Below are 15,872 nucleotides of genomic sequence, written 5' to 3'. Positions count from 1 at the left end.
GCCTGAGACTAAAATCAAGAGGAGCGATATCAACTATGTCTAATTGGGACACGAAGTTTGCTAAAGAAGGATTCACGTTTGATGATGTTTTGTTAATACCCGCTGAAAGCCACGTTTTGCCGAATGAAGTTGACTTGAGTACCCAATTAGCACCGAACCTAAAGCTGAACGTTCCGTTTTTAAGTGCCTCGATGGATACGGTCACCGAGACCAAGATGGCCACGGCCATGGCCCGTAACGGGGGCCTCGGGGTCATCCACAAGAACATGAGTGCCGACAGCCAAGCGCAAATGGTCGCCGACGTGAAGGCCATTGAAAATGACGCCAGCCAATTCCCGAACGCCGCCGTCGATGCCGACAACCACTTGTTGGTCGCCGCTGCCGTCGGGGTGACCTCCGACACGTTTGACCGGGCCAGCGCCTTACTCAAGGCTGGTGCCGACGCCATCATCATCGATACGGCGCACGGTCACTCCGCTGGGGTCCTGCGCAAGGTTGCCGAGATTCGCCAACAATTGCCAGACGCTACCCTGATCGCCGGCAACGTGGCCACGGGCGAAGGCACGCGGGCGTTGTTCGAAGCCGGTGTCGACGTGGTCAAAGTGGGCATTGGCCCCGGTTCCATCTGCACGACGCGGGTGGTCGCCGGTGTCGGCGTGCCCCAATTGACGGCCATTTACGACGCTGCGCAGGTAGCACGTGAATTTGGCAAGCCCATCATCGCTGATGGCGGGATGAAGTACTCCGGCGACATCGTCAAGGCCCTGGCCGCCGGTGGCAACGCCGTGATGTTCGGGTCGATGTTCTCCGGGACCGACGAAGCCCCTGGCGACATCATCGAAGACAACGGCAAGAAATACAAGACGTACCGCGGGATGGGGAGCTTGGCGTCCATGTCCCACGGCTCCGCTGACCGCTACTTCCAAGGTGGCGTCAACGAAGCGGACAAGCTGGTGCCTGAAGGCATTGAAGCTCGCGTGGAATACAAGGGCAGTGTCAACGACATCATCTTCCAAATGGTCGGCGGCTTGCGGTCCGGCATGGGCTACACCGGCAGTGCCACGATCCAAGACCTGATCGATAACGCCCAATTCGTCCGTATCTCCAACGCCGGCTTGATCGAATCTCATCCACATGATGTGCAGATCACGAAGGCGGCACCTAACTACAAGTAAGAGTGTGGTCACTGCCTGCGTCAGCTAGCTGGCACCGTCTGCTAATTTAAAATTACGATAAAGGCTATTTACCTGGCATGGTTGCTAGGTGGATGGCCTTTTTTATAGTTAACTGAAGGTTGAAAGGCGAAAATCAACTGAAGCTATTGTTATCATGCGACTTATGACATTAGGATTAGTTGCCGCCTGCGTCATAACGGGAACTGGCCGCCTTACCGTTCGCCAAATATGGGTTGGAACGCTGGGGCGGACGGGTCGAGCGACGCCAGCGAGTTAAGATAGCGTTACTGGAACGTCCAATCGGAGCCGAGAGTGGAGCGAAACTAGGCTCAGCCGGGGAATTTGCCAGTGGGGTTTGCTGGCAAATTGGTGTCTTTGAGACAGCGATTTTCTGGCTCAAAGCAAGCCGCGAGACCGGTTCTCAGGCTCGGGGTCCTCCCCCAGCGTTCCGGCCTAGCTTTCGCGCAACGGCAGGCGGCCAGTACAAGTCAACGTCACCAGTTCAGCAATAAGATTTAACCCCAGCTTAAACGCTAGGTTGGCGACCGGCCCGCAAATAGTGTAAGATTAAGGAATGGTAAAGTGCCTTACGCCCGACTAAAGGTTCGGGTTTTCCGGTCACGCTACGGGATTTATTTGCTAAAATAGACGTAAACCTACGGGGAAGACCGCTAGTGACATGACCTAGCTGGTAAAGGAGATTAGCACGTTATGAAAATTTTAGTTGTCGATGATGATAAAGAAATTGCGCAATTACTTGAAATCTACATTAAAAATGAAGGCTACGAACCCCTGACCGCTTACAACGGGAAGGAAGCCTTGACCAAATTACACACCACGCCAGACATTGCCTTGATGATTTTGGACATCATGATGCCTGAAATGAGCGGGATCGAAGTCGTTAAGGAAGTGCGGAAGGATTCGCAGATTCCGATTTTGATCCTGTCGGCCAAGACCGGCGACATGGATAAGATCCAAGGACTGATCACCGGGGCCGATGATTACGTCACCAAGCCATTTAACCCACTAGAAGTTATGGCCCGGGTCAAATCACTGTTGCGGCGGAGCCAAGACCAAGTGACCGATGACAGCCCAGACATTTTGGACATCGGCACGTTGACCATCAACAAGGATTCCCACGAGGTCAAGACGATTGCCGGCAAGACGGTGTCTCTGACGGCCTTAGAGTTTGGGATTTTATACCTGCTGGCCAGTCACCCCAACCGGGTCTTTTCGGCCGACGAGATTTTCGAGCGCGTTTGGCGCCAAGAAAGTATCGTCTCGGCCAAGACGGTCATGGTCCACGTGAGTCACTTGCGGGATAAGATCGAAGACGCCACCAACGGCGAAAAGGTCATTCAAACCGTTTGGGGCGTGGGGTACAAGATCGAATCGCACTAAGCGGTTACGCCGGTGAGCGACTGCTTTAAGGTGGAACCCTGGTAGCCGCGGGCGAGGCGTTTAGCGGCAAGTAAACAAAGACCCAATCTAGAGAGGGAATTATATGGTTAAAACAAAAAAATCCCCAGCGCAACGCCGCCAGGGGGCCCGAGCATGAAGCTGACCACCCGCGAAAAAAGTGCGTTGTTCATGGAGGGTGTCGTCACCGTTATTTTACTGTTGATGCTGAACCTGGCGCTGCTGGTGCTGATCAGTCAGGCCATCGAAAGCAACCCGGGCTTGCGGGACGGAATCTTCATCATTAAACGGTCCGTGGTGTTTGGCCCGAATCACTTTCAGTTGTGGAGCTGGGAAAATGTCTTCATCGGCTTCATGATGGTGGCCGATGCGGTCGTCGTTTGGTGGCGGCTGATTCGGCGCTACCGGCAAATGCAGCTGCACCACATCATTGAAGAACTGCACTACATTGCCAACGGCCATTTTGACCACCGCATCCCGTTTCGGGTCAGCGGCGACGTGCAACGGGTTGTGGACTCGGTCAACGCGCTGGTTGATTCCGTCATTCATTCGATGGATGAGGAACGGGCCATCGAGAAGTCCAAAGACGAGCTGATTACCAACGTCAGCCACGATATCCGGACGCCGTTAACGTCCATTATCGGCTATCTGGGGCTGATTGAAGACCAGCAGTATCACAGTCAAGACGACCTATTAAAGTACACGCACACGGCATTTTTGAAGTCTAAACAGATGAAATCACTGGTCGATGACCTGTTCGAGTACACCAAGGTCCGCCAGACCGATACGCCGCTGAGTCTGACGACGATCGATTTGGCCGCCATGCTGGAACAACTGGGCGCCAGCTTTGAGTTGGAGGCCCAAAAGAAGGGCATGACCATCGGCGCGTCCAGCGACCCGGCCAGCCTGATGATGGAGGCCGACCCCGAGAAATTGGTCCGCGTCTTTAACAATCTGGTCGCCAACGCCCTGAAATACGGCGACGGCGGCAAGCAGATCAATTTGATCGCCAAGCGCGTCAGCGAAAATGAGTTGGAGGTTCGCGTGACCAATGACGGCCCCAAGATTCCGCAAGAGTCGCTGGCCCTCATCTTCGAGCGGTTCTACCGCGTCGAGGAGTCGCGCTCCAAGGAGACTGGCGGGACCGGGTTGGGGCTGGCGATTGCCCAAAGCATCGTTGCCCTGCACGGCGGCTACATTTACGTCGAGTCCGACGACGATTTGACCAGTTTCGTGATCCATTTGCCAGTCAAACACGACCAGCCACTGGCGATTCCCCAGCGGTTGAAGATGGCGGGGACCCAGTAAGGCGCACGGTTCAGTTAGGTAAGGTTGATGCACCAGCGTCTGGGAAATTTCGTCCCAGACATTACATAAGATAGAGGAGTTTTGATGACATGAAACGTTTAAAGCAACTTGTGATGGGCCTGGTGACGGCGATGACGCTGTTTGCCGGTGGCCTCAGTGGATTCAGCGCGCCGGTGACGGCTCAGGCGGCCACGACCGCCAGCAACAGTACCACGGTCAACCTGAAGGCCAAGGCCGGTATCGCGGTCGACGCCAAGACCGGTCAGATTTTGTACGATAAAAATAGTGATCAGGTCTTGCCGGTGGCTTCCATGACCAAGCTGTTGTCGATCTATTTAGTTCTAGACGCGGTCCACAGTGGCAAGTTAAAGTGGGACCAAAAGATCACCATCAATCAGGCCACGGCCAAGGTCGCCCAGGACACCAACTTGTCCAACGTGCCACTGCGGGCGGGGCACAAGTACACGGTCAAGGCGTTGTACCAAGCATCTTTGATCTACTCGGCTAACGGCGCCGTGGAAGCGCTGGGGACAGCGGTCGCCGGTTCACCGCACGCCTTTGTGACGATGATGCGCGCCCAAGCCAAGAAGCTGGGGATGACCAACGCCAAGATTTACAACGCCTGTGGACTGACCAACAAGCAGGTCGGCAAATTGGGTTACAGTAACGAGGCTGGTTCCGCAGAAAATGAATGGTCCGCGGCCGACCAAGCCAAGTTGGCGGTGGCTTTACTCGACAAGTATCCCGAAGTCCTGAAGACCACCAGCATCAAGAAGCTGTGGTTTGAAAAGGGCACGGCCGATGCCACCAAGATGGAGAACTGGAACTGGATGCTCAAGGGCTTGTCCGCGTCCTATTCGAAATTACACGTGGACGGCTTGAAGACCGGGACCTCCGATGCGGCCGGCGCCAACTTTACCGGGACGGCCAACAACAATGGCAACCGCATCATCACGGTCGTGCTTCACGCGGCCCACAAGTCCGACACGGATCCCTCACGATTCCAACAGACGCAAAAAATGATGTCTTACGTCTACAACAACTTCAAGACCGTTAACTTAAAGGCCGGCAGTCAAGTCGCTGGGAGTAAAACCGTCAAGACCAACGACGCCAAGCAACCGACTGCCAAGACGGTCTTAACCGATGGCTTGAAGCTGTGGATCCGCAACGACCAGGTCGCCAGCAACGTGCAATCGACCACGACGCTGAAGCAAAAGCTGACCAAAAACAAGGCGTTGGAGGCCCCCGTGGCCAAGAACACCCAGGTCGGTACGGCCAATATTTCATTAAAGGGCGATCAGCTGGGCTTCTTGGGCAACACCAAGACGACCCAAGTGCCGTTGAAGGTCACCCAGACCGTGGAGAAGGCCAACGTCTTCGTCCGCATCTGGCGGTCCATCGTCGCATTATTTTAAGTAAACAATCACCGAAGCCTGAGCCGCGTGCTCGGGCTTTTTGTTTGCCAGTTGATTTAAATCAAGGCCTCAGGGGACGCCCCATGATAAGCTAGGTTTCGTCAGCCGGACCTGACTTTAGCGAATCTAGAAAATTAATTTATTTTGTAAATGAGTGTTGAAACGCTGTAGTGACGGCCTTGGTAGCGATTTTGTGAATTGATTGATGGCGTGTTGTTATTTTGACAAGTCAAGTATTAATGTGCGAAGATACTTTTAATATTAGCTGAGAACGCGCAATTTTAAGATTATTTTGAGGAAAAAGGGAGTTGGCATTCGTGAACATGATTAAAGGCGAATGGAATTACATCCGGCACAATCGGTTGATCTTAATCTCCGTATTGGCCATTATGTTTATTCCATTCCTCTACAGTATCTTCTTTCTGAAGTCGGTTTGGGACCCGTATGGGGAGACCGGCGAACTGCCCGTAGCGGTCGTGAACCAGGATAAGCCGGTCACGTATCAGGGGCAGAAATTAAATGTTGGGGACCAAACCGTTACCAATTTGAAAAAGAACCATCAATTGGGATGGAAATTCGTGTCCGCTAAAACGGCGGCAGACGGTCTGAAACACCACAAGTACTACACCGTCATCACGATCCCCAAGAACTTCTCGGCCAACGCGGCGACCGCGCTGGATAACCATCCGAAGAAGATGACGTTTACCTACAAGACCAATGGCTCGGCCAACTACATTGCCCAAGTCATGAGTGAAGTCGGGTCCTCCAAGCTGGATAGCCAGATTCGCGCCAAGGTGACGAAGGCCTACGCCCAAGCCACATTTAAGCAGATCTACGCTGTCGGCAAGGGGATGGACAAGGCAGCCAAGGGGTCCGCGAAGTTGAAGAACGGGACCGTGACCCTGACGGATGGCCTGAACACCTATACGACCGGGGTCCACACGTTGAACAACGGCCTGCAAGAAATGAAGACCTCCGTGACGCCATTGGCAAATGGAATCCAAAAGCTGACCAGTGGGGCCTCGACTTTGCAAAGTGGACTGTCGACCTACACGTCTGGTGTGGGACAATTCGCTAGTGGGGTGGATACCTACACGAGTGGGGTCGGCCAATACACGAATGGTGTCAACCAGTTTACTGGCGGGGTCTCCAAGCTGAGCGCGGGGATGCCAAAACTGACAGCCGGTACGTCACAACTGGCTAGTGGGGCCAACTCGTTGAAGAGCGGGACCTACAAGTATGTTGATGGGGTTTATACGCTGAATACTGGTGTAAAGACGCTGGGCGCAGGTTCGACTTCCTTGGCGAGCGGTGTTACGAAGCTGGCTGACGGGAGTAAGACTTTGAACTCTGGGTTGAGTACTTTGAGCAGTAATTCGAGTGCATTGAATTCTGGTGCTAGTCAGTTGGCTACGGGAGCAACGACGCTGAAAAATGGTGTTGACGAGTTGGAAGCCAACTTAAAGGGTATTTCAGCAATGTCTAGTGACTTAGATGAAGCCAAGACTCTCCTAAAGAATGTTCAAACGGCTGCTACGATTGCCGATGCTAATGGTACTAGTGTTGCGTCGGCAACTGGACAACTCTATACGGCAATGCAAGAATTGATAGCTGCTCAGGCTGCTGCCAAAGCGGCCGCTTCCCAGTCAGAGGCGGAAACGGCTCGGCTGAAGACGGCTGTTTCGGGATTGGATTCTACAAACACTGGTAGTTCAACATCTGATGCGAATGCAACCGCAAAGCGTAGTATCCAAGGCGCTACCGCAAAAGCGCAGGAGCTAGCAGGAGAAATCAGTTCAGCAAGTAGTGAGGACAATGTAAAGGACAAAGTAAGCGCCCTTCAAGAGCAGTTGGATATTATCAGCAGTAATGCAAAAAATATTACAGCTGAAAAACAGGCTACTGCAAGCTCAGCTAATTCGACGGTGGCTGCTGCTGCTAGTCGTGCGTTAAGTGCGCAGAGTGCTGCCACTGATGCTATGGATAAGGTTACGAGTGCTGCACAAACCTTACTGGGAGTCATTAGCACTTCCACGATGAGTAAAGATCAAGCAGATGCCTTCGAAGCTTTGATGAACCAAAACGTGGCTGATGCGTCTGGCCAGATGAAAAAGTTAAATAATGACTTGACGATTTTATCGAAATTGAATTCTGAGGGTAGTCAAGAAAAACTAGATGCGTTAAAGGCCGGTGCTACAGCATTGAGTACGGGTGCCACACAATTAAGTACGCAATTGCCACAATACACATCTGGCGTAGACCAAGCCTTCGCCGGGTCAACGACCTTAAACAATGGCTTGTCACAACTTAACAGCCAAGTCCCAACCTTAACCAACGGGGTAACCCAGATCATGAACGGGACTGCCAAGTTAGCCAAGAACGGTGGCACGTTGAAGAGTGGGTCCAAGCAAGTTGCTGCTGGTGCCAACCAGTTGAACTCTGGCTTGAAGACCGCAGCTTCTGGGGTCAACCAACTGAACGCCAACACGGGTAAGCTGACGGCTGCTGGCAACAAGCTCAACGCCAACACGCCGAAGTTAACCGCCGCTGGCAACAAGTTGATGAGTGCTTCCAGTCAACTGAACAATGGTGCTGGCCAATTGTCTTCTGGGCTGAACACCTTGAACGGCAAGATTCCAACGCTGACCAGTGGGGTCAACCAACTGGCCGACGGGTCACAACAATTGGATAACAACAGCAACAAGCTCATGCAGGGTGCCAAGCAGTTGAAGAACGGCAATGGCACGTTAGCCAAGTCACTGAAGAGTGGGGCTGATCAGATTCAGAACCAACCACTGACCAGCAAGACGGCCGACATGTTCGCGGCACCAACGCATTTGAAGCATGAAAGTTACAGCTACGTACCAAACTACGGTCACGCCCTGGCACCTTACGTGCTATCCGTTGCCCTTTACGTGGGGGCCTTGGTCTTCAACTTTGCCTTCCCAATTCGGAAGGTCTCACGCGAAGGCGGCACCGCTACGGGCTGGTACTTGAGTAAGATCTCTATTGGTGCGGTGGAAGCACTGGCCATGGGTCTGATCGAACCTGTTTTGATGATGTTAGGGGGCTTGAGTGTTGATCACCCAGGTCAAATGATTCTGATTTCAATCTTCTTCGCGGAAGCGTCGATGTTTATCGTCATGTTCCTGTCGATGTTGCTGGACAACCCTGGTCGATTCATCGCCATGGTTCTCCTGATGCTTCAATTAGGGGGCTCCGGTGGGACATTCCCAATGGAAGTCACCAACCACTTCTACAACGTCGTGCACCCATTCCTGCCAATGACTTACTCGATCCTCGGATTCCGACAAGCCATTACCTCAGGGATGCAGGGCATGGTCGGTCAAGCGCTGTGGGTCTTAGCACTCTTTACCGTTATCGGTTTAGCCCTGTTATGGCCAACGATGGCTTGGCTCCAAAAGAAGCACCTCATGGGTGTCTCCCAATTGGATGACAACCAAAAGCTCCAAGCGGTTGAAGATCCGAATACGAATGCTCATTCCTAAAAATAACGAAGGCGTCGTGAAACCACTGGTTTTGCGGCGCTTTTCGCGTATAATTGAGGCCATTGAGAGAAAAGAGGAATCGAAATGTCAGTTACTTTTCGTTTAGCGACCGTCGCGGACCAGCCGCGTATCGTTGAGATCTATAACCAGGCCATTGCCACCAAGGGGAGTACCGCGGACTTGGATTTGACCACGGTCGCCCAGCGGCAGGGGTGGTTCGCGGAATTTTCCGCCGATCACTTCCCGTTGTGGGTGATGGAATTGAATGACCAGGTCGTGGGCTATGTCGGCTTGGAGCCTTACAGTGACCGCGTAGCCTACGCGCAAACGGCCGAAATTGCCCTGTATCTGGCGACGGAGGCCCAGGGCCACCACTTGGGTGGGCAAGCCATTCAATGGGCTGAGAGCGCCGGGAAACGGCTAGGGCTGCATACAATAATTTCGCGCATCTTTGGCCACAATCAGGCCAGTCGCCATTTGTTCGAAAAAAACGGATTTGAACACTGGGGCCACTTGCCAGCAATCGCTGACATGCGGGGCTTTAGCGCCGATTTGGAAGTCTACGGCAAGCATTTCTAGGCCGGTAATTGGCATGAAAAATCGCTGGCTTTTTTCACAAACTTTTAATCAAACCGGGGTAGATTGCGGATTCTCTTTGCTAAATATCAGAAGTGTTATATGAAAATAGCATGAAACATGTTAAAATATCATCGTGTGGTTTTATCATGTAAACCCATTAACTTGCTTCATATCTCAGAGTATTCGACGGAGGCAAACATTCTTGAATAAACGACGGCCAAACCCCAAGCAGGTGCCAGACCCCAATGAACCCTTATGGCGGTCGACATTGCGGGTAGCCATGCCCCTTAATTTGAGTTACATTCCGATTGGGCTGGCTTGTGGGATTTTGCTACACGCGGCAGGGTTCAATACCTTACTGACTGGATTGGTTTCAATCTTGATCTTTTCTGGTGGGGCACAATTTTTAATTGCCACGATGTTGACCATTAATTCCCCACTACTTTCAATTGTTTTGATGTTGTTCTTTTTGGAATTACGGTATGCATTACTGAGTTCGAGTTTATCGCCTTACTTAAAAGGCCAGTCCAATCGCTTCTTATTTGCGTTTGCGATTTCTTTAAACGATGAAAATTACGCCATTAATTACTTAAAATTTGCCACGGATAAAAAGTGGACCGGTAAGGAAGCCCTAATGGTGGAGCATTATTCCTTGCTGTTCTGGGCAGTCAGCAACGTTATCGGCAGTCTGATCGGTAGCGCGTTGAAGATTGACCTAGGTGTTGTCAACTTTGCGTTAACGGCCTTGTTCTTGTACATGATCGTCATGCAGATCAAGAACCGCTTGACCATTGTGATCTGTCTGGTCTCAGGGGTCTTAGCGGCGGTCTGCATGATGCTCACCAAGAGTACGTTAGGGCTCGTTATTTCGACGATTATCGCTTCATTGATTGGGTTCTTCTTGGAAACCACGCTGCGCAAGCACTTGCCGGCGAGTCATTGGCTGTGGAAGTTGCGCAGCCCCGGGGCTAAGAAGTCGACCGTGGAAAGCGAATCGGATGCTAATTAGGATACAGGAGACGCTATATGAGTGCAGTTAATACGTGGAACAGTACGCAACACTTTTGGTTGATCATTCTCGGTTTTTGCGTTGCCTTCGTGCCGCGCTACCTTCCCTTGATGTTATTCACCAAGCGGGCCATTCCCGAGTGGTTCAACGAATGGATGAAGTTTGTGCCGGTATCGCTCTTTACGGCGCTGGTCGTGAAGGATATCTTCATTGACAGTGCCACGTACCAGATCATCTTTACCCATTTTTCCGAAATGATAGCGGCCGTGATTGTCGTCGTCATTGCTTATCGCACGCGATCCATGGCCATTTCGGTGATTACAGGATTGATTGCTGTCTTCCTGTTGTCTATGTTTATTGCGTGAGTGAATTGAATGAGACTATGTAGGGCGGAGCCGGTTTTTGGCTTCGCCCTTTTTTCTGCCCAGTCTTAGTTGGTTTTTAAGAAGGATTAATTGTTTGGGAAGCAGTACTAAAGGCGGCACTAATTTTGTTCCAATTATCTTGAACAGTTTTTAAGTCATGAGCCACTTGGATAAGATGATTTACTTTTGAGATGTCTGAATTATCAACCAAGCTAGAAATTTTGCTATATTTGGAATCATGTTTTGCAGTCAGAGTAACATAGGATGACGCATCTGTGTAAGCTTGGGAGGAATGATTTGATTCGTGCATCATGATATACTTAGCTTCTAAGACTTCTTTAAGAAATGTTAAATCGTCGCTAGTAATTTCTTTAACGTTCCCCTGTGCATCCTTGATTGTAATCGCGCCATCAAAGTCACTTTTAGCCTTTTTCAAGTCTGTACCAATTTTTGTGATTAACTCAGCTGTAGAATTAACAGTTGGTTTACCAGGAACGTTCTTATACACAACGTTGACACTAGGTTTGCTCTGTGGCTTCTCCTTATCCTTCTCTGGCTTCTTCCCCTCATCAGGCTTAACCGGGGTAGTCGAAGCAGGCGTCTCGGTAGTCACACTGTTGTCGATTGCTTGCACGGCCTTCTTCACCTTATGGGTGTAAGTCCGGGCCTTCAGACCAGGCTTGGTTGCCTTGATCTTGAACTTTAGCTTGGTTAAGTTATTGCTCTTGACCTTAACCGTGAACTTGCCTTTCTTGTTAGCCGTGGCTGAAGCCTTTTCCCCGTGCTTCAGCTTCATCAGCTTGATGTGGGACTTGGCCGTGGTGTAACCCGTGACCTTGTGCTTGGTAACTTTGACGTGGGTGATTTTGGCAACTGACTGGTGCGTGGTCTTGGCCGCTAAGGCACTGACTTCCCCACCGGTAACAATTGAGAGCAACGTTGCGGCCATAACAATCTTCTTCATGTCCATAACAAATATAATCCCCTTTATAAGTTGGTGTACCAACATCTCTGCCGGTGAAATCACTATATCATGTTGGCAAGCCCAGCAAAAGAAGAGATGTAAATCAGTCACAAAGGTTCATATCATATACAGCGTTAATCGACTATGGTGACGGTAATCCTGGGGCATCACTTTTCAACCATAAATTTGGTAATATGAGCAATCGTCACTCTTCGGCGTCAAAGCGGGGCTGGTGGGGGACTAAAAAAGGCCGAGAATTTCTTCTCAGCCCGAAACGTCTAATTTAATTCTTCAGGGATGTAACTGTTGTCCAGCACCCACAACTCATCCATCAGGGCACTGACCTGGGTCCGCGCGTTGTCCAGTGGCAACAGCTTCGGATACAGGTTAGCACGTTGGTCTTGGAGACCGTTGATGACATCCGTCAGGTACTTTTCTTGGGCGGCCGCAGCGGCCATGTTCTGTTGATTACCTCCTGCTTCAGCCACCGCATAATCTTGGTGCACTACCTGCAAGTTGATGCGCTGCTTGTGGATCTGCGTCGTCAGGTCATCGATTCGATCCGAAATCGGTTGGAGCTGTTTCTTCACTCGGTAGTAGTTTTTCTTAGCCGCGTCGATTTGGGCTTTCTTAGCCGCAATCTGCCGGTCCTTGGCCGACAGGGTTGACCCCGGGCGACTCGGCGTGGATGGCGTGGGCTTGGCCGGGTTTGCCGGACTGGCCGGCGTGTTTGGTTTTACCGGTTTACTTGGCTTCGCCGGTTTAGCGGGGCTCGTCGGTTTATTCGGCTTGGTTGGCGTGCTGGGCTTGACCGGTGTTGGCTTGGTCGGTTTGTCCGGTTGACTTGGCACCGGGGTGGTGGTCACCGGGCGACTCGGCTTAGCCTGAGCGGCGTGTTTGATCTGCTTATTGGAGAACTTGCGCGCCTTGTAGCCGGGCTTGGAGGCAGCGAGTTTGAAGGTTAATTTACTCAGATTTTGTTTCTTCACCGTGAGCTTGAACTTGCCCACGCGGTTCGTCTTGCCGCTAGCCAACTGCTTCCCCTGAGCGGTGACTAGTTTGATGCGGGCGTACTTGGTGGTCTTGCCGGCAATGGTGTGCTTGGTCAACTTGACCTGCGTCAGCTTGCCAATCGTCTTGCTCTTGGCCATGGCGCTGATCTCGCCACCGGCGACCACGGTGAGGGCGGTTGCGACCAGTACTGCTTGCTTAATCCCCAGTTTCATGATGAAATTTTCTCCCCATTCTCTTTAGTTAACACAATTTGATTGCGTACAAGTAGTCTAACATGAACCAATTCAGAAAAAAAGCAGAGATGAAAATCACAAATAAAGATTGAGGGGCAACAGTGCACAAATTTTAAACGATTGTCAATAGTGGATATTCAATGAATAAACCGCTTCCACAAAACGCTAAATTCACAATCAAATATTAAAAAGATTGTGAAAACTGGTTGCCGTCAACCTAGACCACCGGTTATCAACCTAAGCTAATCAGTCGCCAACAATCATTTAAGATAGTCTCCATAACCAGTAAAATCAGCCCGCAAAAAAACGCCCAACCACCGGTGATCAATCCGGCCGTCAGGCGTTTTTTGAAGTGAGTGATCCGCGGTCACTCAACTGATTTGAATTAATCCGCTACCTTGGCGTGGGTATCGTCGTACATGTAATCCCGCGTCATTGGTAACATCCGGGCAGACGGGCCCTTGGAGATCAAATACTGAATCACGTCAATATTACCAGACTTGAAGGAAGCTGCGCAAGCTTGTAGGTAAAGATCCCACATGCGCACGAAGTTTTCGTCAAACATCTTAGCGACCTCGTCACGGTGTTGATTGAAGTTTTGATCCCAGATCTCCACGGTCTTTTGGTAGTGACGACGCAGGGGTTCCATGTCGTCGATCTGCAGACCGTTTTCGATGATGTGGGTCGTGTTTTCAATCAAGCCGGGCACGTAGCCACCGGGGAAGATCCACTTGTTCAACCAACCGTTGTTGGCGCCACCCTGTTGCCGGGTGATTCCGTGAATCAAGGCGACCCCGTCGTTCATCAGGTACTTTTGAACGCAGTCGAAGTATTGGCCCAAGTTTTCTTGGCCCACGTGTTCGAACATGCCGACGGAGGTGATGTAATCCCACTGTTCGTTGCCTAGTTCGCGGTAGTCTTCCAGGCGGACTTCAGCGACGTCTTGGAGGCCTTCGTCTTGGATGCGTTGGTTCACGTAGTCGTATTGTTCCTGGCTTAACGTGATCCCGGTGACGTGCAGACCGTAGTCCTTGGCCGCCGTGAGCATCAGCGTGCCCCAGCCACAACCGATATCCAGCAGCGTTTTGCCGGGTTGCGGGTTGAGCTTCTTGATGATGTGGTGGACCTTGTTCATTTGCGCCGTGTAGAGGCTGTCTTCCGGCGTTTCAAAGTAGGCACAGGAGTAAGTCATGGTGTCGTCCAACCAGAGCTTGTAGAAGTCATTACCGATGTCGTAGTGGTTCTGGACGTCAGCCTTGCTTTCCTTTTCCGTGTGCTTTTGCTTCGGTAAGAAATGAATGAACTTCTTGTTGTGGAAGAAACTGTCGGCGTTTTCGTAGGCCGCCGTCAGCAGGTCTTCAATACTACCGTCAATCTCAATGCGCCCATCCATGATGGCTTCTCCCAACGCAATGGAGGCGTTGCGGGAGATTTCCTTGACCGGAATGGCCTCGTGAATGGTAATCGTGATGTCGGGAGTGCCAGTCCCATAAACATCGGAAGTGCCGTCCCAGTAGTTGACGCGGACGGGGATGTTAAAGGTGTGGCTCAGAAACGTTTTGTAGAATGTTTTTTCAAGCATGTCAGGAGTCCTTTCCGGTTTTCTATTAAATTTGGACACAAGAAAACGAAATTTACTTAGCCATTATACGCCTTTAATGGAAGAAAGGGTAAGGGGCGACTTCATGTAACCGCTTAACATTAATTTGCCAAGAGGAAACGGCAAAAAAGGCGGATTCTCAAAACTGGCATGGTATAATGAAGTTACAATTAACCAGCGGAGGTCTTTCATTTGAAAAAATGGGTATGGGTCGTGGCAACAATCGTTGTGGCACTGCTGATTGGCGGGTACGCGTATTCCAATCATCACGCGACAGCCAAAGAGTACCAAGCGGCAATGGCCAACGGGCGTACTGCCATTCAAGCTAAACACTACACGCAAGCGGAAAGTTATTTCCAAAACGCTCTGAAGCGGCGGCTGAACGATAAGCCCGCCCAGCGTTATTTGACGCAAACGCAACGGTTCGTGTCGGCGGAAAATGCCTTGAGCGACTTGAAGTTCGCCAGCGCACAAAGCCACTACACGGCGGTGCAGAACACGACCAACGCCTCAGACGTGTTGGTCACGCGGGCCAAGGCCAAGGTCAAGCTGGTCAAGGGGATCCGCGCCAACGTTAAGCAATTCAAGAAGATCTTGAAGACGGCTAGCGGGCAAAATCTGGCCTTGAACTACGGGCAATCCAACACCACGTTAGACGAGCTCTTCAATAACGCCAAGTTCCGTCAGAAGTACTACAAGGACTTGTATGATCAAGCCTTAGCGCTACGTAAGGCCAACAATGCCGGTCAATCCGCGGCCACGTCGAGCGCAAGTGGCGCCAGCAGCAGTAGCGCGGCGGCCAGCTCCTCGAGCACCGGCACGTCGACCAGCAGCTCCAGCGCCTCACTGACGTCTTCCGAACAATCGGCGGCCAACAACTACTCCGGTAGCAACGAGTACACGGTCACCCAAAAGGAAAAGGAACTGAACGGCAAGACCATCACGGCGGCACAAATCAACAACGCCCGCAAGACCATCAATGCGGCGGGCGGTCAAGCCGACGCGATGAGTGATCAAGACGTGCGGGTTGCCTTACAGACGGCCAACAAGAAGAACATGTCTTTGACGCAGTACACGAAAGAATATTTGAAATAGCTTTGTGGCAGGTCACTGGCCCCTTGAGGGTCGGTGGCCTGCTTTTTCGTACCGGGGGTTGACAAATTTGGGCTCTTTGTCAACCGGTGTTGATGGGGAGAATTTGAGAGGTTCAATTCACTTACGAATTGGGCCTCTTTTTTGGACCCGAATATTGAATTCAATCTGTATTCTGTAGTGGAAGTTA

Annotated in this window: 12 protein-coding genes; 9 read left to right on the top strand and 3 right to left on the bottom strand. The window is 51.4% G+C overall.

Translation table 11 applies throughout. From position 1 onward, the window contains the following. Nucleotides 1–35: 35 nt before the first annotated feature. From guaB to EGT51_RS09845, 8 genes are all read left to right on the top strand, one after another. The gene (gene guaB / locus EGT51_RS09880; RefSeq protein WP_135368545.1) at nucleotides 36–1,175 is read left to right on the top strand and encodes an IMP dehydrogenase; all 1,140 of its coding nucleotides are present in this window, start codon (nucleotides 36–38) and stop codon (nucleotides 1,173–1,175) included. A gap of 711 nt (nucleotides 1,176–1,886) precedes the next feature. Next, nucleotides 1,887–2,576, top strand: coding sequence for a response regulator transcription factor (locus EGT51_RS09875; RefSeq protein ID WP_125575717.1), 690 nt, complete (start codon nucleotides 1,887–1,889; stop codon nucleotides 2,574–2,576). A gap of 153 nt (nucleotides 2,577–2,729) precedes the next feature. Beyond that, nucleotides 2,730–3,902, top strand: a complete 1,173-nt coding sequence (locus tag EGT51_RS09870) for a sensor histidine kinase (RefSeq protein ID WP_135368544.1) — start codon at nucleotides 2,730–2,732, stop codon at nucleotides 3,900–3,902. Between the two features lie 89 nt (nucleotides 3,903–3,991). Further along, entirely contained in the window at nucleotides 3,992–5,317 is a 1,326-nt protein-coding gene (locus EGT51_RS09865) for a D-alanyl-D-alanine carboxypeptidase family protein (protein ID WP_135368543.1), read from the top strand. Nucleotides 5,318–5,634: 317 nt separating this feature from the next. Further along, nucleotides 5,635–8,826, top strand: coding sequence for a YhgE/Pip domain-containing protein (locus EGT51_RS09860; protein WP_135368542.1), 3,192 nt, complete (start codon nucleotides 5,635–5,637; stop codon nucleotides 8,824–8,826). A gap of 84 nt (nucleotides 8,827–8,910) precedes the next feature. After that, complete coding sequence (locus EGT51_RS09855; RefSeq protein WP_135368541.1) at nucleotides 8,911–9,405, top strand: GNAT family N-acetyltransferase; 495 nt, start codon at nucleotides 8,911–8,913, stop codon at nucleotides 9,403–9,405. Nucleotides 9,406–9,607: 202 nt separating this feature from the next. Continuing rightward, nucleotides 9,608–10,414: an AzlC family ABC transporter permease gene (locus tag EGT51_RS09850; protein ID WP_125575722.1), complete on the top strand. Its 807-nt coding sequence runs from the start codon at nucleotides 9,608–9,610 to the stop codon at nucleotides 10,412–10,414. Between the two features lie 17 nt (nucleotides 10,415–10,431). Further along, entirely contained in the window at nucleotides 10,432–10,779 is a 348-nt protein-coding gene (locus EGT51_RS09845; RefSeq protein WP_135368540.1) for an AzlD domain-containing protein, read from the top strand. A gap of 76 nt (nucleotides 10,780–10,855) precedes the next feature. Here EGT51_RS09845 and EGT51_RS09840 read toward each other — a convergent pair whose 3' ends face one another. From EGT51_RS09840 to EGT51_RS09830, 3 genes are all read right to left on the bottom strand, one after another. Continuing rightward, nucleotides 10,856–11,749: a hypothetical protein gene (locus tag EGT51_RS09840; protein WP_135368539.1), complete on the bottom strand. Its 894-nt coding sequence runs from the start codon at nucleotides 11,747–11,749 to the stop codon at nucleotides 10,856–10,858. Between the two features lie 272 nt (nucleotides 11,750–12,021). Beyond that, entirely contained in the window at nucleotides 12,022–12,969 is a 948-nt protein-coding gene (locus EGT51_RS12980) for a hypothetical protein (protein WP_167850189.1), read from the bottom strand. A 406-nt stretch (nucleotides 12,970–13,375) separates the two neighbouring features. Continuing rightward, entirely contained in the window at nucleotides 13,376–14,572 is a 1,197-nt protein-coding gene (locus EGT51_RS09830) for an SAM-dependent methyltransferase (protein WP_135368537.1), read from the bottom strand. Nucleotides 14,573–14,782: 210 nt separating this feature from the next. On the opposite strand from EGT51_RS09830, the gene EGT51_RS09825 reads away from it, so the two are divergent. After that, the gene (locus tag EGT51_RS09825) at nucleotides 14,783–15,685 is read left to right on the top strand and encodes a hypothetical protein (RefSeq protein ID WP_135368536.1); all 903 of its coding nucleotides are present in this window, start codon (nucleotides 14,783–14,785) and stop codon (nucleotides 15,683–15,685) included. Nucleotides 15,686–15,872: the final 187 nt, after the last annotated feature.

Source organism: Levilactobacillus suantsaiihabitans, assembly GCF_004745505.1.
GTDB lineage: Bacteria > Bacillota > Bacilli > Lactobacillales > Lactobacillaceae > Levilactobacillus > Levilactobacillus suantsaiihabitans.
Note: the sequence above shows the minus strand (reverse complement) of the source record. Positions and strands in the feature narration are given on the sequence as shown.

Excerpts from the sequence above, each read along its gene's own strand:
- guaB (WP_135368545.1), top strand. The coding sequence starts at position 36 with ATGTCTAATTGGGACACGAAGTTTGCTAAAGAAGGATTCACGTTTGAT.
- EGT51_RS09875 (WP_125575717.1), top strand. The coding sequence starts at position 1,887 with ATGAAAATTTTAGTTGTCGATGATGATAAAGAAATTGCGCAATTACTT.
- EGT51_RS09870 (WP_135368544.1), top strand. The coding sequence starts at position 2,730 with ATGAAGCTGACCACCCGCGAAAAAAGTGCGTTGTTCATGGAGGGTGTC.
- EGT51_RS09865 (WP_135368543.1), top strand. The coding sequence starts at position 3,992 with ATGAAACGTTTAAAGCAACTTGTGATGGGCCTGGTGACGGCGATGACG.
- EGT51_RS09855 (WP_135368541.1), top strand. The coding sequence starts at position 8,911 with ATGTCAGTTACTTTTCGTTTAGCGACCGTCGCGGACCAGCCGCGTATC.
- EGT51_RS09845 (WP_135368540.1), top strand. The coding sequence starts at position 10,432 with ATGAGTGCAGTTAATACGTGGAACAGTACGCAACACTTTTGGTTGATC.
- EGT51_RS09840 (WP_135368539.1), bottom strand. The coding sequence starts at position 11,749 with ATGGACATGAAGAAGATTGTTATGGCCGCAACGTTGCTCTCAATTGTT.
- EGT51_RS12980 (WP_167850189.1), bottom strand. The coding sequence starts at position 12,969 with ATGAAACTGGGGATTAAGCAAGCAGTACTGGTCGCAACCGCCCTCACC.
- EGT51_RS09830 (WP_135368537.1), bottom strand. The coding sequence starts at position 14,572 with ATGCTTGAAAAAACATTCTACAAAACGTTTCTGAGCCACACCTTTAAC.